Source organism: Amycolatopsis sp. NPDC045836, from assembly GCF_056431745.1.
Window position 1 is genome coordinate 35984 of record NZ_JBWKKF010000004.1, and the last position, 20017, is coordinate 56000.

Below are 20017 nucleotides of genomic sequence, written 5' to 3' on the forward strand. Positions count from 1 at the left end.
CACAACCCACACGCCAACGCAAGCCGGGCCACCAAGCCGCAAGTCACCGGCCGCAAACCGATCACCCAACCCCGCAAACCCCTACCCGCACCGCAACCGCAAGCCGGGCACCCAACCCACAAACCCCGCCCACCCACAAACCGCAAGCCGGGCACCCAACCCACAAACCCCGCCCCCACCCACAAACCGGGGCACCCAACCCACAAACCCCACCCACCCACAAACCGGAAACCGGGGCACCCAACCCACAAACTCAATCCCACCCGCAAAACCCAAACCGGAAGCCGGAAGCCGGAACACCCAAACCCGCAAACCCGTAAACTCCACCCCCACCCAATCCCACCCCCCACCCCAACCTGCAAAACGCAAGCCGGGCACCCAAACCCCACCCCCACCCACACTCCCCCCTCCACCCGGCCCGAAGCCAGAAACACGGCGGGGATGGCTTTGTCAAGGCATCTTTCCCGCCTTGACAAAGCCATCCCCGCCGTAGTCACAATGAAAAGCCGGGTTGGAAACTCACCCCCGCAACGATTTCAAAACCACAGTCAACGTATCCGGATCCCCCGCCCGAACCGCCCCGCTGAAGTCCGGCCCGCCCGTCGACGTCACATCGTCATACGGAAAAGCATATCCACGATTGTCCGGCAACCGCTCATGCACAATACGCGCATAGTGATTGGTCCGCTCGACCGTATAGAAATTCTCCGGCCGCTCACCATTCGGCTGATCCGCGTTGTCCCGCAGCGTGGTCCGGTTCAGCGCCGCCGCCAGGCGGGGGATGATGGCCTTGCGCACCTCACTGGCACCGTCCAGGGCGAACGGACCCGAGTCGCAGCTGAGGATGTCCGCGGTGCTCGGCTTCGCGAAGGTCTCCCCGTTGTCGAACCGCAGCAGGCCGTCGGTGACCTGAGCGGTGAGTTTGCCCCACGAAGCCTGGGTGTCCACGGTGAGCGGGCTGCCGCTGTACTTCGCCCACACCTCGTCGACGTACCCGGCGAAGTAGTCTCCGAACTCCGCGGACCGGTAGTGCGCGCTCATCGCCCGCAGGTTCCGGCCGTCACCGGCCTTCTGGATCAGCCCGCCCCACGGCGCGCCGTCCTTGGCGGCCTGCTCCTCCAGCGCCGCGCAGATCCCGTCGAGCGCCCCGGCGGGCAGCCCCGGCACGCTGTCCGAGGCACCCGAGAGCGTGGTCAGCCCGAGCGCCAGCGGCGCCGCGACGAAGTCGACGTAGCTGACGTTGACGAACAGCTCCGCCTCGTTGAAGGTGAACTCCGCGAACGACCAGTCCAGCGCGTAATTCGGGTCGTCCGGGTTGAGGAAGCTCGGGTGCACCACGTTCGGCCCGGGGTTGACGAAGAAGGTCATCTTCGCCCCGGTCACCACGTAGATCCGCGCGCCGTACATGCGCGGCACCCGGACCGAGGTGGTGCTGCCCGGCCCGCCGAGCGGGATGGCGCAGTCCTCCCCGAGCGGCGTGGTCGGCGCACCCGGCGACGGCGGGAAGTAGGTCGCCCCGCCCTCCTTGACGAAAACCGGCTTCCCGCCGGACAGGCCGGTGACGTAGGCATACGCGGTCCCGGAGCCGGACTCGTTGCGGATGCTCAGGGTGAAGGTTTCCGGTGTGGCCGCCGACGCCGGGGCGAACCGGCTCAGTGCGACACCGGCCAGCGCCGCGGCGGAACCACCGATGAAGGCGCGGCGAGAGATCATGATCAGACTCCTCGACGGTGAGGGGGACCGGACAGTTACTAACCAACTGCAATGTGGTCCAGACCACCGGGCGAAGTCAAACGCGCGATCGGAACTGATCGGAATCGGTCAAGCGGTGATCTCCGGCCCGGCCACGGTGAACCGCCGCAGCGCCAGTGCCGGGTTCTTCGCCCGCACCTCGTCCAGCCGCGCCCTGGTGAGCTCCGCCCCGGCGGTGGCGCTGCGCTCGCCGGCCGCGGCGATCACCACGCCCATCGGGTCGGCGATCAGGCTGTTGCCGGAGCCGGTCGGCGCGCACTGGCCCGCGGCGGCGACGTAGGCGGTGTTCTCGATGGCCCGTGCGCGGATCAGCGTGGTCCAGTGGTCCTCCTTGAGCGGCCCGGGCACCCATTCCGCCGGCAGCAGCACCACGTCCGCGCCCGCGTCGATCAGCCGCCGCGTCACCTCGGGGAACCGCAGGTCGTAGCAGGTCTGCAAGCCGAAGGTGAGGTCGCCGACCCGGAAGGTTTCGGGCAGTTCCACCTCGCCGGCCCGCACGAAGTCCGATTCGCGGAAGCCGAACGCGTCGTAGAGGTGCAGCTTGCGGTAGAGCGCGGCGATCGAACCGTCCTCCCCGGCCGCGACCAGCGTGTTCGAGATGCGCCCGGTGCCCGGCAGCGCCTCGTTGACCCCCGCCACCACGGTGACCCGGCGTTCGGCGGCCAGCGCCCGCAGCCCGGACACCCACGCCCCGTCCAGCGGTTCGGCGGATTCGACGAACCGCTCGTCCATCGCGGGCACGGTGAACATGGCGTACTCGGGCAGGACCACCACCCGCGCGCCGCGGGCGACCGCCTCGTCCACCAGTCCGGCGACCCGCGCCAGGTTCGCCCGCTTGTCCTCACCGGGGGCGAACTGCGCGACGGCGACGTGCACCATGAGCTTCCTCTTTTCCGCATCGGGATCGCGTACAGCTTGTATACAAGACGGATACACGAGGTGTCCAGCGGTGTAGGATCGGCCCGATCGCTCGACGAGGGGAGCTCCATGACCGTGCCGGACGCCGCGCCCGCACGCGACCGCGTGTACACCTGGTTGCGTGACGGGATCATCTCCGGCGAGCTGGAAGCCGGGCGGTTCCTCGACGAGCACTGGGTTTCCGGCGTGGTCGGCGTCTCGCGGACCCCGGTGCGGGAGGCGTTCCACCGGCTGGCCGCCGAACGCTTCATCAGCCTGCTGCCGCGCAAGGGGGCCCAGGTCCGGACGGTCACCGCGCGGGAACTGGAGGAGGTCTACCAGACCCGGCGGCTGATCGAGGGGCACGCGATCGCGGCCCTGTGCGCGCGGGGCACCCCGCTGCCCGAGGAGATGCCCGGACTGCTGGAGTCGATGGAGCGGGCCGGGGCGGCCGGCGCGTGGTTCGAGGTGTCCGGGCTGGACCGCGCCTTCCACCGGGCGGCGGTCAACGCCGCCGGGAACTCGGTGCTCACCGAGCTGTACGACACGCTGCGCTCCCGCCAGCAGCGGGTCGCGGTGCGTGCGCTGCAGGCCAGGCCGGACCGCCTGCCGGTGATCAACGCCGAGCACCGCGCCCTGGTCGCGGCGCTGGAACGGCACGACCAGGCCGAAGCGGCCCGCCTGCTGCACCAGCACCTGCGGCCGGTCTCGGAAGTGCTCTCGCTGCTGCCGGACTGAAAACCCGATCCGCGACACTCCCGGGCACCCGCCCGGGTCCGCCGGTGGGTGGTGGCACCATCGGGGCGGCACCCGACCCGAGGGGAGCGTCCATGACCACGCTCGTTTCGAGCATCACGAACTGGTGCGCCACCGAAGCCGCGGTCCGCGGGCAGGACCACGCCGCCGCCACCTACGCCGAGACCATCCCGGCCGCGGCCACCTACACCGCCGGTGGCCTCGGCGCCCCGCCCGGCGTGCTGGAACTCGACGAAGAGGACATCGCGCTGCTCGCCGAACTGGCCGAGCAGGCCCGGCGGCGGCTGGAGACCTGGGAACGCACCGGCTGGCTCTCCCCCGCCGACCGCGAACGCCTGCTGTTCACCGCGCGCGCCGCACTGGCCGGAGCTCCGCACGAGGACCCGGCAGCCCGCGAGGAAGCCGCCGCGGCGCTCGAAGCGCTGGAACGGTGGTGCGCCCAGGCCCCGGACGAGCCGCCGGCCGCCGAAGCGGTGGCCGCCGCACCCGTGCAGGGAGAGCTGTTCGCGTTACCGGGCTAGCGAGGCGTCCTCGAAGCCGGAAGAACAGAGCCAGGCGGACCCAGCCCCGGCAGAGGACCTGCCACTCGGCAGACACCCCCCGCTGCGGACAGGCCCCGGCGAGGCTCCTTCAAAGCCGGAAGAGGCCATCAATCGGCTCAGACCTGCACACCACGGCACAAACCCAAACTCCGCCCACTGCGAACAAGCCCCGGCAAAGCGCCTCCAAAACCGGAAGAGCAAGGGTCAGGCCCAGCCGCCCCCGGCAGGCGAGCCCACACCGCCCCGGCAGCTCCCACCACGGCACAAGCTCAAGGCACCTCCCCGCTGCGGGCAAACCCCGGTGAGGTGACCCCGTCCAAAAAGGCGGCGAGCAGATCGAGCCCGGCCTCCCAACCCGGCGCGACCGCGGACCCGGTCTCGGGGTCGTCGAGCACGTTGGTGAACACCAGCGTGCAAGCGTGGTCGCCGTCCGCGGTCAGTTCGAAGCGCAGCGTCTCGCCGTCCCAGGTGTATTCGAGCAGCCGCGGCCGGTCGGCGTGCACCACCGTGCCCGTCCCGGTCTCCCCCGACCTCGGCACGAAAGCCAGGTCCGCGCCCTCGGTGAACTCCAGCCGCGACCGGTCGTAGTCGAGGATCTGCACGAACCAGGCCCGCAGTTCGTGCCGTTCGGTCAGCGCCCGCCAGACCTTCTCGCGCGGGTGCGCCAGCCGCCGTTCGAACCGCAGCGCGAACCGGCCGTCCTCGGTTTTGCCCAGCACCGTCATCCCCTATATTCCTCACTGGCAATATTGACACCGGAGCATACAGCCGTCCGCGCGGGCGGGGCAACTGGGAGGATGCGGCGATGCGATACCTGCTGACCGGCGGCTCGGTCTTCGACGCCGCCTCCGGCGAAGTGAGCCGCGCCGACGTGGTGCTCGAGGGTGACCGGATCGCCTCGGTCGGCACCGATCTCGACGGGGACGAGGCGGTGGACTGCACCGGCGGGCTGCTGCTGCCCGGGTTCATCGACTGCCACACCCACGTCTGCATGTCCCAGACCCTCGGCAACCCGTGGGGCCTGCCGCGCTCGGCCCGCGCACTGTCCGCGGTGCCGGTGCTGCGCACCCTGCTCGGCCTCGGCATCACCACCGTGCGCGACGCCTGGGGTGCCGACGCCGGGCTGCGGCTCGCGCTGGAGCGGGGCTGGATCGACGGCCCGCAGGTGCTGATCAGCCTGCGCCAGACCGGCACCACCGGCGGGATCGGCGACCACTGGACGCCGGTCACCGGCCGGGTCGACTTCTTCGGCGACCCGTCGATGCCCGATCCGGTGTTCGACGGGCCCGACCAGGCCCGGGCGGTGGTCCGGCGGATGGTGCGGGCGGGGGCCGACTGGATCAAGGTGGCCGCCACCGGCTCGATCGCCGCCGGGACCGGGGTGCACGACGTGCAGGTCACCGCGGGGGAACTGGCGGCGCTGGTGGACGAGGCGGCGCGGCAGGGCGGCCGGAAGGTGATGGTGCACGCCCACGGGGCCAGGGCCGCGGAACTGGCGGCGCGGGCGGGCGCGGCCAGCGTCGAGCACGGGGTGTTCCTGGACGAGGCCGCCGTCGCCGCGATGGCGGCGGCGGGGACCTGGTTCGTGCCGACGCTGTCCTGCACGCACGGGCGCGACGACGCACCGGCGGGCCAGGCCGAGGCGCACCGGGAGTCGGTGCGCCTCGCCTTGGCGGCCGGGGTGCCGATCGCACTGGGCACCGACAACCCGGTGACGCCGCACACCGAGGCCCTGCGTGAGATCCACCACCTCGCCGAGGCCGGGCTCGGCGACGCCGGCGCGCTGCGTGCGTCCACATTGGACGCTGCCAGACTGCTCGGGCTGGCGGCCGACCGCGGTGAGATCACCGAGCGCAAACGCGCGGATCTGGTGCTGCTGCAAGGAATCGAGCTGGACACCGCAGACCTGGCGAACCGGATCCGGGCGGTGTGGCACGGCGGCAGGCCGATCACCGGCGGCGGAACCGGACCCGGCCGCCCGGCTTGTACACGGTCATGAGCACGCAGGTGAGGTACATGACCGAGGACACACCACCGGCGGAGAGCAGGCCGACGGCGTGGTCACCGGTGTCGGCCGGCTGACCGGCCGGGGTGACCGAGACCACCTCCGCCAGCTCCACCAGGCCCGGTACCGACGAAAGCGGGGTGAGCACCACCGCGATCAGCGTCAGCACGAACTTCACCACCACCCACCAGTGCCGGAACAGGCCCCACTTGGTGCCCAGCGAGAGCACCAGCCCGGTGCCGAAGGCGGCCAGGCTGACCGGGATCAGCAGGGTCTGCCCGACCACCGCCATGGCCAGGAGGGTGGCGTGCTGGCGGGCGGGTTCGGTGGTGGTCAGGCCGGTGACGGCGAGCACCAGGTTGGCCAGCGTGATGCCGAGCCAGCCGACCGAGGTCACGACGTGCGCGGCCACCACGGCCTTGCGGACCCGCGGGCTGAGCCGGGGGAAGCGCGGCGGGGAGGCGGCGGAACCTTTGGTGTGCATGGAAAGGAGTCTGCGGATCGCGGGCGGTCACCGCGTCCGCCCGCGTCCGGCTTCCGCGGCTGCGCCCGCCCGCGTACGCGCACCGGCCGCCTACGCCGACGGGCGCAGGCGGCCGGTTGTCCGAAGTGGACTCAAGCGGCGCGCGGGGTGGCGGTGGCGCGCTTGAGCGCCCGGCGTTCGCCTTCGGTGGCCCCGCCGAAGATGCCGTGGTCGAGGCCGTTTTCCAGGGCGTAGGACAGGCACTGGGCCCGCACCGGGCACCCGGCGCAGACGGCCTTGGCCCGCTGGGCCTGCCGGGCACCGGGCCCGACGTCGGAAAGCGGGAAGAACAGTTCGGGGTCGTGGTCGCCGCAGGCGGCCAGTTCGGTCCAGTTGTCGAAGGGCATGTTGTCGAAGTCCATGGTGAAGCCGCCCCCTTCCAGGCGGTGGTGGTGCAACTCGGGTGTGTGCTGATTCTGCGGGACGAGGGCAGCACGGCGCGCGGCATTTTTCCGGCCGGTCGTGCTGGGAACACCGCGTCCAACAGCGGTTCCGCGCGGGTTATTCCCCGGCCAGCAGGCGGCGGTCGCGAACGCCGCGTTTGCGCATGGCGCTGGCCACGTGGGCCTCGACGGTCCGGATGGACAGGAACAGGGATTCGGCGATCTGGCGATTGGTCAGCCCGCGTCCGGCCAGTTCGGCCACCGACTTCTCCCGCGGGGACAACGCCTGCCCGTAGCCCCGTCTCCCTCGCCGGTGCGGCAGGCGGAACCCGTGGTGGCGCAGGGTTTCCGCGCACCTGGCCGCGTCCCAGGAAGCACCGAGGGCGGTGTATTCGGCGGCCGTGCGCACCATTGGTTTTTCGTCCCTCCTCCGCAAGCGCAGTTCAGCGTGTGCCTCGGCCGCGCGCAAAGCGGAATACCTGCGGCCGAGCCCCGAATACCCCTCGATCGCCGCGGCAAAACTGCTTTCCTCACCGTGCAGCAGCCCGGCGGCCAGTTCCGCCCCGGCGGCGGCCAGCGGGGCGTCGAGGCCGTCGATCCCGGCGCGGAATTCGGCGAGCAGCGCTTCGCCCTCACCGGGCTCGCGCACCGCCAGCGGCACCACGTCGGCGGCCCACACCCACAGGTCCTGCTTGCGCAGCGCGGCCAGCAGGTCGGCCGGGGGCTCCGGCTCGATCCGGGCGAGCGCGGTCCGGGCGGCCAGCAGCATCGGCAGCGACAGGTCGCGGGCGGCGATCTCGGCCACCGCACGCAGTTCGTGACGCGCGGTCACCAGATCGCCGTGCGCCAGCGCCAGCTCGCCGAGCACCAGCCTGGCCTCCGCGGCCAGTTCGGGCAGCCGCCACGCGTCGGCGCGGACCAGTTCCGCGCGCTCGGCCAGCCCGGTCCAGTCACCGGCGGCGAAATCGGCGCGCAACCGGGCCCCCGCCATCACCGTGGCCAGGTACTCGTCCCCACCGGACAGTTCGCGGGCCCTGGCGAGCAGGCGGCGGGCGTCGCCGGGGTGCCCGAGCCAGGCGGCGGCGTCGGCGAAGTTGACCGCTCCCCTGGCCAGTTGCGCGGGCACCCCCGGTTCGGCGAGCACCCGGTCCGCGGCGGCCCGGCCCCCGGGGTCGCCCGCGTACAGCAGCACGGTCGCGTGGTTGACCCGCACCGCGGTGCGGACCTCGGCGTCGTCGACCCGGTCGAGCAGGCCGAGCGCGCGGTTCGCCCACTTCCGGCGGTCCGCCACGGCTTCCGTGCCGTCCCCGGCCACCGCCAGCGCCGCCATCGCGCGGGCGGCGAGGTCCGGCCGCGGGGCCAGTTCCGCGGCCGCCACGGTGAGCTGGTGGCGACCGGCCGGCCGGTCGCAGCCCTGCCCGCACAGCAGCATCGCCAGCGCGAGCCGGATCTCCCCGCGCTGCACCGGGGTGAACTCCTCGGTGAGCAGGCCCTGCAGGGCCTTGATCGCGACGTCGTGCCTGCTGCCGTGCCCGGCCACCCGGCCGAGCAGGGTGGCCAGCCGCAGGCGGTCGGCCCTGGTCACGCCGGGGGCGGCCAGCGCACCGGCCAGCTGCCCGACCACGGCGTCGCCCTCACCGGTCCGGTCCGCCTGCTCCCCGGCCGCCAGCGCGTACCGGACCCAGTCCCGCAGGCGCCCGGCTTCGCGGCTGTGGTGCGCCAGGCGCAACGCGGGCACCGGCTCGGCCGCGCCGAGGGCGTCGGCGGCGGCGCGGTGGGCGGCCCGGCGCTCCGACGGGGACAGCAGGTCCTCGATGGCCCGCGACGCGAGCGCGTGACGGGTGGAGACCAGGCCGGGGGCGGCGGTCACCAGCAGTCCGGCGTCGAGCGCCTCGTCGACCGCTTCGGGGGCGCCGAGCCGGGCTTCCTCCACCGGCACCGCGAACACCGCCGCGGCCACCACCGCCGCCCGCGCACCGGCGGAAACCCGGCCGAGGCGTTCGGCGAACGAACCGCGCAACGCCACCGACGGCTGGAGGTCGCCGAACAACGCGGTGGAATCGGGCAGGGCCCGCACCACCTCCTCGATGACGAACGGCACCCCCGCGGTCAGTTCGTAGAGCCGGTCGGCGAACGCGGGCGGAACCGCGCGCACGCCGAGGTGCGCGGCGGCCAGTTCGGCGGCTTCCTCCCGGCTCAGCGGCTTCAGCGCGATTTCGACCGCCGTCGCGGCACCGGCGGCCAGGTCGAGCGGCCGGGTCTCCTCCGGCCGGTAGGTGAGGACCACCCGCAGCCGGGGCGGGAGCCGCGGGCACAGGTACCGCAGGAACTCGTAGGTGGCGTTGTCGGCCCAGTGCAGGTCTTCGAGCACCAGCGTCGCCGGACCGGCGCCGGCGAGCAGCTCCCGCAGCGCCGGGAAGCCCCCGGCCACGCCGAGGGCTTCGACCACCGGCCCGAGCGGGAGCGGTTCGCGCAGCGGGGAACAGCGCCCGGTGAGCAGGCGCCCCGGCTCCCGCAGCCCGGCCACCAGCCGCGTCTTGCCGATGCCCGCCTCCCCGCCGACGAGGATCAGCGCGGGTGCGGTGACGGCGTCGAGCGCGGCCTGCGCGGCGGCGCGCCCGACCATCGCGATCTGGTCGGTCAACTTCGGCTCCTTCGCGGAAAGACGAGCCATTTAAGTCCGTAGCGCTACGCATTGCAACGGTTCCGTTCCGTCCTGCATGGTCTAAACCACTCGCGACCCACAAGGAGACCACGCGATGACCGACGACCCGGACCCCACCACGAACCCCGAAGGCAACACCGACGGCACGGACAACGGCATCTCCCGCAAGCGCGCGCTCCAGCTCGGCCTGCTCGCCGTCCCGGCGGCCGCGGCGCTGTCCGCCGCCGCCGCGGGCACCGCCCAGTCCGCCGGCCAGTCCGAAGCGGTGCCCCTGGACCTGGAGCCCACCCCGCAGTGTGACGACGGGGACGACCCCACCATCCCGCAGATGGAGGGCCCCTACTTCAAGCCGAACTCACCGCGGCGCACCACGCTGGTCACCCCGCAGACGCCGGGCACCAGGCTGCTGGTCACCGGTTACGTGTTCAACCGGTCCTGCGCACCGGTGGCGCAGGCGCTGCTGGACTTCTGGCAGGCCAACAACCAGGGCGGTTACGACAACGTCGGGTACAACTTCCGCGGGCACCAGTTCACCGGCCCCGACGGCAAGTTCACCCTGTCCACCATCGTGCCGGGCCTCTACCCGGGCCGCACCCGGCACCTGCACGTCAAGGTGCAGGCCCCGGGCAGGCCGATCCTGACCACGCAGCTGTACTTCCCCAACGAACCGCGCAACAACACCGACCCGATCTTCGACCCGCGGTTGCTGATGACCGTGCGGAACACCCCCTCGGGCGGCCGGGAAGCGACCTTCGACTTCGTGCTGAACTTCACGAGCTGAGGGCCCTCGCCGGTCAGGTGCGGCGGAAACTCCCGTCCGGCGGTGGCCCCGGAGCGGTCGTGGCAGAGGACGGCCCCTTCGTGCCGAACCGGAGTCTGCCCCGCACCGCGGGGGAAGGCCGGGGCCGACACGGCCCCGGTCTTCCTTCACGTCTACGCCCGGTGGCGTAGCGCGTGGTGCCGCCCGCCGCCGGACGCGGTGAGGGCGGTCCGGCGCCCACCATTTCCGGCATGAACCTCCCGGTGGAGATCTGCGAACTGACCAAGCGCTACGGCGGCGTGCTCGCCGTCGACCGGCTGAGCCTGACCGTGCGGCCGGGCGAGGTCTACGGCTTCCTCGGCCCCAACGGTGCCGGGAAGACCACCACGCTGCGCGTGCTGCTCGGCCTGCTGCGGCCGACGTCCGGGCGGGTCCGGCTGTTCGGCCGCGCGCACGGCGACCTGTCCCGGGTCGGCGCGCTCATCGAAGCGCCCGCGTTCTACCCGTACCTGTCCGGCAGGCAGAACCTGCGGGTGCTGGCGCACTACACCGGTGCCGGTGCCGGGCGCGTCGAAGCCGTGCTGGAGACCGTCGGCCTGCGGGACCGCGGCGGGGACCGGTACGCCGCGTATTCGCTGGGCATGAAGCAGCGGCTCGGCGTGGCCGCCGCGCTGCTCAAGCAACCGCGGCTGCTGGTGCTGGACGAGCCGACGAACGGCCTCGACCCCGGTGGCATGGCCGACATGCGCGCGCTCATCCGCGAACTCGGCGCGAGCGGGTGCACCGTGCTGCTGTCCAGCCACCTGCTGGGCGAGGTGCAGCAGGTGTGCGACCGCGTCGGCGTGGTGTCGCGCGGCAAGCTGGTCGCCGAGAACACCGTGGCCGAACTGCGGGGCGGTTCGGTCCTGCACGTGGTGGCCGATCCCCTGCCGCTGGCCGCCGAAGTGGCCACCCGGCTGCTCGGCGAGGCCCGGGTCCGGGTGCGCGGGAACGCGCTCGAACTGACCGCGGATCCGGACAGCGCGGCGTGGCTCAACGGTGAGCTGGTCGGGGCCGGGCTGGCCGTGCGCGAGCTGCGCGCCGCCGAACGCGAACTGGAGCAGGTTTTCTTCGAACTCACCGGAGAGGGTGCCGGACATGCTGGTGCGTAGTGCCACCGCCGAACTGACCAAGCTGGTGCGCCGGCCGGCGAACTGGCTGATGCTCGCCGTCGGCACCGCGCTGGGGCTGACCTTCACCTACCTGCTGCCACTGGCCGGTGCCGCCGGTGCTTCACCCGGGGCACCGAACAGCGACCGCGGCATCGCCGCCACGCTGCCGGAGGAACTGGTCGGCAACTCGATCGGCGGGCTGCCGGTGTTCCTCGGCGCCATCGCGCTGGTCGTCGGCGTGCTGGCGGTCGGCGGCGAATACGGCTGGGGCACCTGGAAGACCGTGCTCACCCAGGGCCCGTCCCGGCTGACCGTCTACGGCGGCAAGCTCTTCGCGCTGGCCGTCGCGATGCTCGCGCTGGTGCTGACCGGTTTCGCCACCGGTGCGGTGACCAGCGCGGTGATCGCCCTGAACCAGGGCTCGCCGCTGCACTGGCCCGCGGTGGGCGAGTTGCTCGCCGGGATCGGTGCGGGCTGGCTGATCGCCACCACCTGGGCGGTGCTGGGCGCGCTGCTGGCGATCGCGCTGCGCGGGGTGGCGCTGCCGCTGGGGCTGGGCCTGGTGTGGCTGCTGGTGGTGCAGAACCTGCTGATCGGCGTGGCCGCGCCGCTGCTGTCGTGGGTGCGGGACCTGCAACTGGGCCTGCCGGGCTCGAACGCCGGTTCACTGGTGGCGTCGCTGGGGGCGTCCACGCAGTCACCGGGCGTGGCGGAGCTGACCAGCCCGGTGCAGGCCGCCCTGGTGGTCACCGCCTACCTGGTCGCCTTCACCGGCCTGGGTGGCTGGCTGCTCCACCGCCGCGACGTGCTCTGACCGAAACCACCCACGCGAGGAGGCGAGGGACCGCCCCTCGCCTCCCCTGCGGCGAGAACAGCTCCACCGGCGGAACTGACCGTGGTGTGGCGCGACTTCGCCGCTCGTGCAGCAAGGAAGAGCCACGCTCGCAGCCATCAACGCCCACGCAAGAAAGCGAAAGCCCGCCCCACAGCGCCCCCTCCAACGATCACCGCGAGAACAACTCCACCCGCGGAACCAACCGCGATGTGCACGACGTCACCGCTCACGCAGAAAGGCGGGGCACCTCCAACGGCACCGGCCACGGACGCGACGAAGCCGATCACCTGGCGAAACGGCCGTCACCGCTCACGCAGGGAAGCGAGCGCGCGTTCCGCGGCACCGGCCGCACCCGTCGCCTTTTCCACTGCTTTTTCCGCGGCGGCAACGGCTTTGCGGGCGTCCCGGTGCCGTTGCTTCAGTTTCGCCAGTTCCTTTTCCAGGTTTTCCACCCGGCCACCGAGTTCTTCGGCTTCCTCTTCCAGTTCCGCCAGTTCCCGTTCGGCGGCGGTCCGTTCGGCGGCGGTGCGCTTGGCGCGTTCCTCGGCCTGTTCGCGTTCCTCGCGCCGCCGCCGTTCGGCTTCGGCGCGTTTCGCGGCCAGTTCGTCGTGCACCGGCTCGGCCTTCTTCTTGCCCGCCGCCGTCCGCTTTTCCGCCTTGCGCGGCGGCGCGGGTGCCGAGGAGGCGGCCATCAGCCACATGTCGGTCATGTCCGGGGTCAGCGCGGTGCTCAGCCGCCCGGCGGTGACCTGCTCGGCGGCCTCCTCCCCGGCGACGGCCGCTTCGAGCGAGCTCTCCACCTCCCGGGTGATCGACTCGCTCATCGTGACGCCCTCGTCCCGCGCCACCTGCTTGGCCAGCCCGAGCAGCCGGTTGATCTGCTCGCGCCGCCGGTGCGACAGCTCGCGGATGTCGTCGCTGGCCAGCTCGCGGTGCGCCTGCCGCAGCGACTCGCCCAGTTCGGTCAGCTCCCCGAGCTCGTCCGGGTGCGCCGCGGCCAGCCGGTTGGTCAGCCACGCCGAACTGGTCGGCTTGCGCAGTTCCTTGATCCGGGCGGCCAGGTCCCGGTCCCCCGCCTTGCGCGCCCGTGCCGCCAGCTCGTTGCGCCTGCCGGTGAACTCCTCGCGCGAACCCGAGTACAGCTCGGCGGCGATCGAATCGAGGTCCATGCGCTCAGCAAATCATTCGAACCGCGCGGTGTCGCCCGCGCCGCGGCGCACGATCACCGGCTCGCCCTCGGACAGGTCGATCACCGTGGTCGGCTCGGTCCCGCAGTCCCCGGAGTCGAGCACGGCGTCGACCTGGTGGTCCAGCCGCTCCTTGATCTCCCAGCCCTGCGTCATCGGCTCGGCCTGGTCCGGCAGCAGCAGCGTGCTCGACAGCAGCGGCTCGCCGAGTTCGGCGACCAGCGCCTGGGTGACCACGTGCTCCGGGATGCGCACGCCGACGGTCTTCTTCTTCGGGTGCATCAGCCGCCGCGGCACCTCCTTGGTGGCGGGCAGGATGAACGTGTACCGGCCCGGGGTGGCGGCCTTGACCAGGCGGAACACCGCGTTGCTGACGTGCACGAACTGCCCGAGCTGGGCGAAGTCCTGGCAGACGAGGGTGAAGTGGTGCTTGTCGTCGAGCCCGCGGATCTCCTTGATCCGGTCGATGCCGTCCTTGTTCCCCAGCCGGCACCCCAGCGCGTAGCAGGAGTCGGTCGGGTAGGCGATCAGGCCGTCTTCGCCGATCAGCCGCACGACCTGGCTGATCGACCGGCGCTGGGGGTTGTCGGGGTGCACGTCGAAGTACCTGGCCATGGGCGGAGCCTAGTGACGGTGATCGGCGCCCGCCGGACGGGGCGACCGCGGCCCGCCCGAGCTTGTCGCGGGCCGCCCGGACCCCGTACCTTTTTCCTAGTGCATCACGGTGCGCGTTCGATCGCACACAGCGGAGTGAGGTGGGCAACCGTGAACCGACCAGCCACCACCCTTGCCGTCCGGACCGAGCGGCCGGCCGCGGGCGTGGTCGTGGTCCGCGCCGCCGGTGAGATCGACCTCGGCACGCTGAGCACCTGGGACACCGCACTGGCCGCGGCGCTGGCCGCCACCCCGCCGGAGGTGCTGGTCGCCGACCTGACCGAGGTGGAGTTCCTCGGCAGCTGCGGGATCGCCACGCTCGTGCTGGTGCACCAGGAGACCGCCGAGCGCGGGATCGAGTTCCGGGTGGCCGGGTGTCCCCGCGCGGTGCGCCGGGCGCTGGCCGCCACCGGCGTCGACGACCTGCTCCGGCTCCACGACACCACCGCTCAGGCCGTGCACGGCGGGCAGCTGGCTCAGAGCAGCACCGGCAGCGACTCCACCCCGTAGACCACCGACACCTTGCGGAAGTTCAGTTCGTGCGCGGGCACCGCCAGGCGCACCTCCGGGAACCGCCGGACCAGCGCCGGGTAGGCCGCACGCAGTTCCATCCGCGCCAGCTCGGCGCCGATGCAGCGGTGCACCCCGTGGCCGAAGGCGACGTGCGGGGCCGGGGCGCGGAAGGCGTCGAAGTCCTCCAGCGCCGGGCCGAACGCCGGGTCCCGGTTCGCCCCGCTCAGCGAGCAGACCACCACGTCGCCCCGGCCGATGCGCACCCCGCCGAGTTCCAGGTCCTGCCTGGCGAAGCGCGGGAACGCGACCTGGACCACGGTCAGGTACCGCAGCGCCTCCTCGACGAACCCGCCGACCGCCTGGTCGTCGTCGTGGATGCGCTTGAAGGTGTCCTGGTCCTGCAGCAGGATCAGCGCGCCGAGCGCCAGCATGCTGGCGGTGGTCTCGAACCCGCCGGTCAGCACGCCGTCGGCGAGCCCGGCCAGTTCCCGGTCGCCGACCTCGTCGCCGTGCTCCTTGATGATCATGCCGAGCAGCCCGTCACCGGGGTGCTCCCGCTGCTTGGCGACCACGCCGAGCAGGTACTCCAGCGACTCGGAGATCGCGCCGAAGGAGGCTTCCGCCCCGCTGAACAGGTCGAACCGGGCCACGCTGAGGTGCTGGAACTCCTCGCGGTCCTCGTACGGCACGCCGAGCAGCTCGCAGATGACCAGCGACGGGATGGGCAGCGCGAACTCCTGCACCAGGTCCACCGGCGCGCCACCGGCCGAAGCCGCGGCCATCGCGTCGAGCCGTTCCTCGATGATCGCGGCGATGCCGGGCTTGAGCCGCGACAGCCTGCGCATGGTGAATTCGGGGGTGAGCAGCTTGCGCAGCCGGGTGTGCACGGGCGGGTCGGCGAACCCGAGCCCGCCGGGGTTGGCGTCGGCGCTGGCCCCGGCCTCCCCGACCAGGTTGGCGAAGTCGTTGCTGAACCGGGCGGAGTCGCTGAGCACCGCCTTGGTCTCCTCGTAACCGGAAACCAGCCAGACGTTCACCCCGAACGGGATGTCGAGCCTGCTGATCGGCTCCCGCTGCCGCAGCCCGGCCAGTTCCGGCACCGGGTCCAGGCCGTCACGCCGCAGCGGCATCAGCGCCGAATCCGGGAACATGCCCAGCTTCGACAGGTCGAAGCCCTTTTTGCGCACCCTGCTGAGGTACCGGCGTGCCAGCCAGGCACTCACTCGCGTCCGAAGCTGCCCCACGCCGCCGACGGTACTCCCGACTCCGGCAAACCGCCCACACCCCCTTTGCTCTGTGCGGCAACCCACAGGTGGCGGACGTGGAAGGAGGCCGCGACCCGGCGGGTCGCGGCCTCCGGCCTGGGCGGCTGGGCACCGGTGCTCACTTGATGAAGTCGTCGACCACCTTGGGCGGCCAGATGCCGACGTTGAGCACGCCCATCGAGTAGGCACGCGAGACCAGGGCGGCGCGGTTGGGCACCTTGAGCTTCCGGAGCAGGCCGCTGACGTGGTACTCCACCCCCTGCCTGCTCAGGTACAGCCGCGACGCCAGCGGAATGGTGGAGAAGCCGGCCGCGATGCCCTCCAGGATGCGGGCGTCCATTTCGGACAGGATCTTCTTGCGGTTGGTCACCACCCCGGCGTCGGCGGCGCCCTGCGCCGGGCGCATCATCACCAGGATCGTGGTGGACCCGCCGATCTCCGGTGTGCCGCCGCGCACCGCGACCCCGGTCAGCGTCGCCGGGAAGGCCACCCCGCCCGCGCGCACCAGCACCACGTGGGCGGCGAAGCGGTGCCGCTTGCCCTCGACCAGGCCGGCGAACTGCCGCCGCAGCGCCTGCTGCATGCTCGGGTGCACCAGCTCGGTGAAGCCGCGGCCGCACACGTCCGCCGAGGCCATCCCGAACTGGCGGAAGAACTCCTGGTTGGCCTGCTGGACCCGCAGCGCCTGGTCCAGGCAGACCATCAGGCCCGCCTTCTCGGCCTGCGCGCCCGCCTCGGTGTCCACGGTCAGTTCGTGCTCGAAGCCGCGGACCGGTGCCCGGCCGGTGTCCGCGAGTGCCGCACTCGTCATGCTGACTGCCCATCCCTTCGGTCATCGAAGAAGCAACGCCGGATCGCCTTTTTCAAAACGGTGTTTCGATCTCCGGCGGTGTTCCGCGGTGAGTTCCCGCCCCGACGATTCTTAGAGCGCTCTACGCCCTGAAGTCGCAATGAAAACTATCCACCGCGGCAGCGGGGCGTCAATGCGGGCGGTAACTGGGTGAGAAGCCTGTGGGAACTTGTCGAAGTAGTACGGGCCGACAGGGGCGGCTTCGGTGGTTCGGTACGGTCGGCGCCCCCGAACCCCGGCCGGAGGGCGGCTGACACCGGCTTTTACCTGGGCGTCCCCCCGTCGACCGAACCGTACCACCGACACCGGCACCACCGACACCGAACCAGGCGGCCGGCCCACCGCAGGATTGGCGACGGCCGTGGAATGGTCTGGGAACGAGCCCGTTGCCATTGAGTTTACCGAGGGGAAACAACGGCACTTCCCTAGCTGGTGAGTGAGCTGGAGCACCCGCCGGGAACGGGAATTGTTCGTCAACCGGCGGTGGCCGAGATGGCTTCGGCCAACCCGGACCGGCCGCCGACGCCGAGCTTGCGGTAGGAATTGGTGAGGTGTTTTTCCACCGCCCGCGAGGACACCCCGAGGCGGTCGGCGATCTCGGCGTTGGTCAGCCCGGTGCCCGCCAGTTCGGCCACCCGCCGCTCGGTGCGGGTCAGCGACGCCTTCGGGGACGGCGACGGACCGGCCCCGCCCGCCGGGCGGGCGCGTTCGACCAGCCAGTCCGCCCCGCAGGCCGCGGCCAGTTCGGCGCCTTCCCGCAGCGCGGCGGTGGCCTCGGCCGACTCCCCCAGCCTGCGGCCCAGCAGCACCAGCGCCCGCGCCAGCTCCAGGTCGTTGGCCGAGCCACGGAGCGTGCCAACCGCGTCACGCAGCAGGTCCAGGCCGCGGTCTCCCCCGTGCAGCCAGCCCTGCAGCCGCAGGGCCCGGCCGATGGCCGAGGCCGCACCCCACGACTCGGCCCAGGCGTGCTCCTCCTCGGCCAGCGCCAGCGCGGACGGGTGGTCGCCGAGGCGCTGGTGCAGGCTGATCGCCCACGGCCGCCACGGGTAGAGCGCGGAATTGCGCCAGCCGGAGGCCTCCAGCAGCCTGCCCACGGTGAGCAGTTCGTCCAGCGCGCTGACCCACTGGCCCTGGTGCGCGTCGACCGCGGCCTCCAGGATCGACCCGACCGCGGTCAGGCTCAGGCTCTCCGAGCGGCGCCTGCCCACGCCGCTGAGGATGCGCTTGCTCAGCTCGGCGTCCCGCAGTTCCAGCGCCACCGCGGCCAGCGAGACCATGGCGCAGGCGCTGACCTCGTGCCAGTCGGCGTCGACCAGCTGCATCGCGCGCTCGGCCTGCTCGCGGGCGGCGGGCAGCCTGCCGCGCGCGGTGAGCACCAGCGAGTGCTCCACGTGCACCAGCGCGTCGGCCACGGTGACCCGCTGCCGCCGCGCCTGCCGCTCGATGGAGAGCCAGGAACTGATGCCCTGCACCGAATCCGCCGCGATCAGGGTGAGCACCAGCAGCGGCAGCGCGGTGTGCACGTGCGAGGGCGTGGCCGGTTCCCGCTCCAGGACCCGGTTGGCCAGCGAGGCCAGCTCGGCGGCCGGGCGCCGGGAACTGATCGTGGCGGCGTGCAGCAGCACGACGATCAGCTCGCGTTCGGCACCCGAGCGCATCGGCGGGTGCTCGCCGAGCCCGCGCAGCCGTTCACTGGCCGAAGCCAGCTCCGCCGGGTCCTCGTGCCCGGCGTGCCGGAGCCGGGCCTCCAGCCGCAGCGCGATCTCCCGCGCCGAACCGTCCAGCGTGTCCGCGCTGCCCAGGTCGGCGGCCACCTGCCCGATCAGGTCGATCATCGACGCCGGGGGCGCGCCGAGCACGGTCGGTGCGATGCGCAGCACCGCGGCGGCCCGGTCGCGCGGGGTGGTCAGCAGCGGAACGGCCTGGGAGACGTGGCGTTCGCAGGCAGCCGGGTCGAACCCGCGTTCGGCGGTGGCGAGGTCGATCAGCAGCCGCGCGCGGTCCTCGCCCTCGGTGGAGCTGTCCAGCAGCGCGCGGCGCAGGTACCGGGCGGCGGTGTCCGGCGCGCCGCGGCGCAGCGCGGTGTCGGCGGCGGCCCGCAGCACCACCACCGACCACGGCTGGCGCGAGGCGGTCACCGCCATCAGCTGCGCGGCCACCTGCTCGGCCGGGGCGCCGAAGCGGTAGAGCAGCGCGGCGGCCGAATCGTGCAGCCGCTCGCGCTCGACCACGGTCATCGACGCCTCCACCGCGTCCTGCACCACCCGGTGGAAGAACCGCGGTTCCTGCTCGGTGGCCAGCAGGCCGAGCTGGTGCAGCGAGCGCAGCGCGCCGGCGAAGCCGATCGCGTCGAGCCCGGCCAGCCGCGCGATCAGCTCCGGATCGCCCTGCTCGCCGAAGGTGGCGATGGCCGCGGCCAGGTCCCGCACCGGCTGCGGCTGGTTGCGCAGCCCGCTCTCCACCCGCTCGCGCAGCTTCGACGGCCGCTGCGTGCGCAGCTGCGGTACCTGCGCGGCCTCCGGGCGGCAGCCGGTGGCGACCAGGCTGAACAGCAGGGAGTTGAGGAACAGCGGGTTGCCGGCGCAGGATTCGTGGCAGGCGTTGGTGAACTCCTCGTCGGCTTGTTCGCCGAAGTGGCGCAGGATCACCTCACCGGTGGCCGCGAACGACAGCGGCGCCGGGGTGAGCACCCGGGTGGCCGCATCGGCGACCTCGCGCACCAGTGCGTGCTGCGCGCGCGGATCACCGTCGCGCAGCGTGCAGACCACCACCACCCGCAGCCCCTGCAACCGCCGGGCCAGGTAGGCGAACCACCGCAGCGACGGCACGTCCGCCCACTGCAGGTCGTCGACCAGCAACAGCAGCGGGGTCTCTTCGCCGACGTTGGCCAGCAGCGTGCACAACCCGTGCAGCACGGATTCGGACTGGGCCACGTCCCTGGTTTCCGCGGGGGGCACCGCGTCGTCGGCGAAGACCAGCTTGGCGAACCCGGCGCGCTCGGTCATCCAGTGCTCGCGCGCCTCTTCGGGGGTGCCCGCCAGCAGGCTGTCGAACAACTGGCGGACCACGCCGAAGGCGAAGTCCTGCTCCATCGGCGCCGCGTTCGCCCGCAGCACCCTGGCCTCGGACCCGGTGACCAGCCCCGGCAGCCGCTGCAGCAGCGCGGTCCGGCCGATGCCCAGCGGGCCGCGCAGCAGGATCAGCGCGGATTCGCCCGCCGCGGCGGCGCGCAGCGCCTTCGCCACCAGCGCGAGTTCGCCGTCCCGCTCGAGCAACATC

General features: G+C 72.4%; 18 protein-coding genes and 1 pseudogene. 8 read left to right on the forward strand and 11 right to left on the reverse strand.

What is annotated here, in order from left to right:
* Positions 1-519: 519 nt before the first annotated feature.
* Both AC07EG_RS07555 and AC07EG_RS07560 read right to left on the reverse strand, forming a co-directional pair.
* Entirely contained in the window at positions 520-1713 is a 1194-nt protein-coding gene (locus AC07EG_RS07555; protein ID WP_478252202.1) for a glycoside hydrolase family 64 protein, read from the reverse strand.
* Between the two features lie 108 nt (positions 1714-1821).
* Complete coding sequence (locus AC07EG_RS07560) at positions 1822-2631, reverse strand: carbon-nitrogen hydrolase family protein (protein ID WP_478252203.1); 810 nt, start codon at positions 2629-2631, stop codon at positions 1822-1824.
* Positions 2632-2739: 108 nt separating this feature from the next.
* Here AC07EG_RS07560 and AC07EG_RS07565 point away from each other — a divergent pair, with 108 nt between their 5' ends.
* A complete protein-coding gene (locus AC07EG_RS07565; protein WP_478252204.1) occupies positions 2740-3387 on the forward strand; it encodes a GntR family transcriptional regulator in 648 nt (215 codons plus the stop codon).
* 92 nt (positions 3388-3479) lie between these two features.
* Positions 3480-3926 (forward strand): hypothetical protein, encoded by a 447-nt coding sequence (locus AC07EG_RS07570; protein WP_478252205.1) that lies wholly within the window; start codon positions 3480-3482, stop codon positions 3924-3926.
* 290 nt (positions 3927-4216) lie between these two features.
* On the opposite strand, the gene AC07EG_RS07575 is transcribed toward AC07EG_RS07570, so the two are convergent.
* Positions 4217-4672 carry an SRPBCC domain-containing protein gene (locus AC07EG_RS07575; RefSeq protein WP_478252206.1) on the reverse strand — a complete coding sequence of 152 codons (456 nt, stop codon included), beginning with the start codon at positions 4670-4672 and terminating at the stop codon, positions 4217-4219.
* Between the two features lie 80 nt (positions 4673-4752).
* On the opposite strand from AC07EG_RS07575, the gene AC07EG_RS07580 reads away from it, so the two are divergent.
* Complete coding sequence (locus AC07EG_RS07580; protein ID WP_478252207.1) at positions 4753-5946, forward strand: amidohydrolase family protein; 1194 nt, start codon at positions 4753-4755, stop codon at positions 5944-5946.
* Here AC07EG_RS07580 and AC07EG_RS07585 read toward each other — a convergent pair.
* The 3 genes from AC07EG_RS07585 to AC07EG_RS07595 form a co-directional block, all read right to left on the reverse strand.
* The gene (locus tag AC07EG_RS07585; RefSeq protein ID WP_478252208.1) at positions 5897-6436 is read right to left on the reverse strand and encodes a hypothetical protein; all 540 of its coding nucleotides are present in this window, start codon (positions 6434-6436) and stop codon (positions 5897-5899) included. The two genes, AC07EG_RS07580 and AC07EG_RS07585, sit on opposite strands and share 50 nt — an antisense overlap.
* A gap of 131 nt (positions 6437-6567) precedes the next feature.
* Positions 6568-6837, reverse strand: a complete 270-nt coding sequence (locus tag AC07EG_RS07590; RefSeq protein WP_478252209.1) for a WhiB family transcriptional regulator — start codon at positions 6835-6837, stop codon at positions 6568-6570.
* Positions 6838-6976: 139 nt separating this feature from the next.
* Positions 6977-9502, reverse strand: a complete 2526-nt coding sequence (locus AC07EG_RS07595; protein ID WP_478252210.1) for a LuxR C-terminal-related transcriptional regulator — start codon at positions 9500-9502, stop codon at positions 6977-6979.
* A gap of 115 nt (positions 9503-9617) precedes the next feature.
* On the opposite strand from AC07EG_RS07595, the gene AC07EG_RS07600 reads away from it, so the two are divergent.
* The 4 genes and pseudogenes from AC07EG_RS07600 (at position 9618) to AC07EG_RS07615 (ending at position 12248) form a co-directional block, all read left to right on the forward strand.
* Entirely contained in the window at positions 9618-10304 is a 687-nt protein-coding gene (locus tag AC07EG_RS07600; protein WP_478252211.1) for a dioxygenase family protein, read from the forward strand.
* A 248-nt stretch (positions 10305-10552) separates the two neighbouring features.
* A pseudogene (locus AC07EG_RS07605) lies at positions 10553-10939 on the forward strand (ATP-binding cassette domain-containing protein); the annotation flags it as partial.
* Positions 10925-11434, forward strand: a complete 510-nt coding sequence (locus AC07EG_RS07610; RefSeq protein WP_478252606.1) for an AAA family ATPase — start codon at positions 10925-10927, stop codon at positions 11432-11434. The pseudogene AC07EG_RS07605 and the gene AC07EG_RS07610, both read left to right, overlap by 15 nt.
* Entirely contained in the window at positions 11421-12248 is an 828-nt protein-coding gene (locus AC07EG_RS07615) for an ABC transporter permease (RefSeq protein WP_478252212.1), read from the forward strand. Before AC07EG_RS07610 ends, AC07EG_RS07615 begins: the two co-directional genes overlap by 14 nt.
* A 323-nt stretch (positions 12249-12571) precedes the next feature.
* On the opposite strand, the gene AC07EG_RS07620 is transcribed toward AC07EG_RS07615, so the two are convergent.
* Both AC07EG_RS07620 and AC07EG_RS07625 read right to left on the reverse strand, forming a co-directional pair.
* A complete protein-coding gene (locus AC07EG_RS07620; protein ID WP_478252213.1) occupies positions 12572-13438 on the reverse strand; it encodes a hypothetical protein in 867 nt (288 codons plus the stop codon).
* A gap of 12 nt (positions 13439-13450) precedes the next feature.
* Complete coding sequence (locus AC07EG_RS07625) at positions 13451-14071, reverse strand: L-threonylcarbamoyladenylate synthase (protein WP_478252214.1); 621 nt, start codon at positions 14069-14071, stop codon at positions 13451-13453.
* Positions 14072-14221: 150 nt separating this feature from the next.
* Between AC07EG_RS07625 and AC07EG_RS07630 the strand changes: the two genes are divergently transcribed.
* The gene (locus AC07EG_RS07630; RefSeq protein ID WP_478252215.1) at positions 14222-14620 is read left to right on the forward strand and encodes an STAS domain-containing protein; all 399 of its coding nucleotides are present in this window, start codon (positions 14222-14224) and stop codon (positions 14618-14620) included.
* On the opposite strand, the gene AC07EG_RS07635 is transcribed toward AC07EG_RS07630, so the two are convergent.
* The 3 genes from AC07EG_RS07635 to AC07EG_RS07645 all read right to left on the reverse strand — a co-directional run bounded on the left by AC07EG_RS07635 (position 14587) and on the right by AC07EG_RS07645 (position 20016).
* On the reverse strand, positions 14587-15867 hold the full coding sequence (locus tag AC07EG_RS07635; protein ID WP_478252216.1) for a cytochrome P450: 1281 nt from the start codon (positions 15865-15867) through the stop codon (positions 14587-14589). The two genes, AC07EG_RS07630 and AC07EG_RS07635, sit on opposite strands and share 34 nt — an antisense overlap.
* 139 nt (positions 15868-16006) lie before the next feature.
* Positions 16007-16699, reverse strand: a complete 693-nt coding sequence (locus tag AC07EG_RS07640; protein ID WP_478252217.1) for a helix-turn-helix transcriptional regulator — start codon at positions 16697-16699, stop codon at positions 16007-16009.
* 512 nt (positions 16700-17211) lie between these two features.
* Positions 17212-20016 carry an ATP-binding protein gene (locus tag AC07EG_RS07645; RefSeq protein ID WP_478252218.1) on the reverse strand — a complete coding sequence of 935 codons (2805 nt, stop codon included), beginning with the start codon at positions 20014-20016 and terminating at the stop codon, positions 17212-17214.
* Position 20017: the final 1 nt, after the last annotated feature.

Excerpts from the sequence above, each read along its gene's own strand:
- AC07EG_RS07555 (WP_478252202.1), bottom strand. The coding sequence starts at position 1,713 with ATGATCTCTCGCCGCGCCTTCATCGGTGGTTCCGCCGCGGCGCTGGCC.
- AC07EG_RS07560 (WP_478252203.1), bottom strand. The coding sequence starts at position 2,631 with ATGGTGCACGTCGCCGTCGCGCAGTTCGCCCCCGGTGAGGACAAGCGG.
- AC07EG_RS07565 (WP_478252204.1), top strand. The coding sequence starts at position 2,740 with ATGACCGTGCCGGACGCCGCGCCCGCACGCGACCGCGTGTACACCTGG.
- AC07EG_RS07570 (WP_478252205.1), top strand. The coding sequence starts at position 3,480 with ATGACCACGCTCGTTTCGAGCATCACGAACTGGTGCGCCACCGAAGCC.
- AC07EG_RS07575 (WP_478252206.1), bottom strand. The coding sequence starts at position 4,672 with ATGACGGTGCTGGGCAAAACCGAGGACGGCCGGTTCGCGCTGCGGTTC.
- AC07EG_RS07580 (WP_478252207.1), top strand. The coding sequence starts at position 4,753 with ATGCGATACCTGCTGACCGGCGGCTCGGTCTTCGACGCCGCCTCCGGC.
- AC07EG_RS07585 (WP_478252208.1), bottom strand. The coding sequence starts at position 6,436 with ATGCACACCAAAGGTTCCGCCGCCTCCCCGCCGCGCTTCCCCCGGCTC.
- AC07EG_RS07590 (WP_478252209.1), bottom strand. The coding sequence starts at position 6,837 with ATGGACTTCGACAACATGCCCTTCGACAACTGGACCGAACTGGCCGCC.
- AC07EG_RS07600 (WP_478252211.1), top strand. The coding sequence starts at position 9,618 with ATGACCGACGACCCGGACCCCACCACGAACCCCGAAGGCAACACCGAC.
- AC07EG_RS07610 (WP_478252606.1), top strand. The coding sequence starts at position 10,925 with ATGAAGCAGCGGCTCGGCGTGGCCGCCGCGCTGCTCAAGCAACCGCGG.
- AC07EG_RS07615 (WP_478252212.1), top strand. The coding sequence starts at position 11,421 with ATGCTGGTGCGTAGTGCCACCGCCGAACTGACCAAGCTGGTGCGCCGG.
- AC07EG_RS07620 (WP_478252213.1), bottom strand. The coding sequence starts at position 13,438 with ATGGACCTCGATTCGATCGCCGCCGAGCTGTACTCGGGTTCGCGCGAG.
- AC07EG_RS07625 (WP_478252214.1), bottom strand. The coding sequence starts at position 14,071 with ATGGCCAGGTACTTCGACGTGCACCCCGACAACCCCCAGCGCCGGTCG.
- AC07EG_RS07640 (WP_478252217.1), bottom strand. The coding sequence starts at position 16,699 with ATGACGAGTGCGGCACTCGCGGACACCGGCCGGGCACCGGTCCGCGGC.
- AC07EG_RS07645 (WP_478252218.1), bottom strand. The coding sequence starts at position 20,016 with ATGTTGCTCGAGCGGGACGGCGAACTCGCGCTGGTGGCGAAGGCGCTG.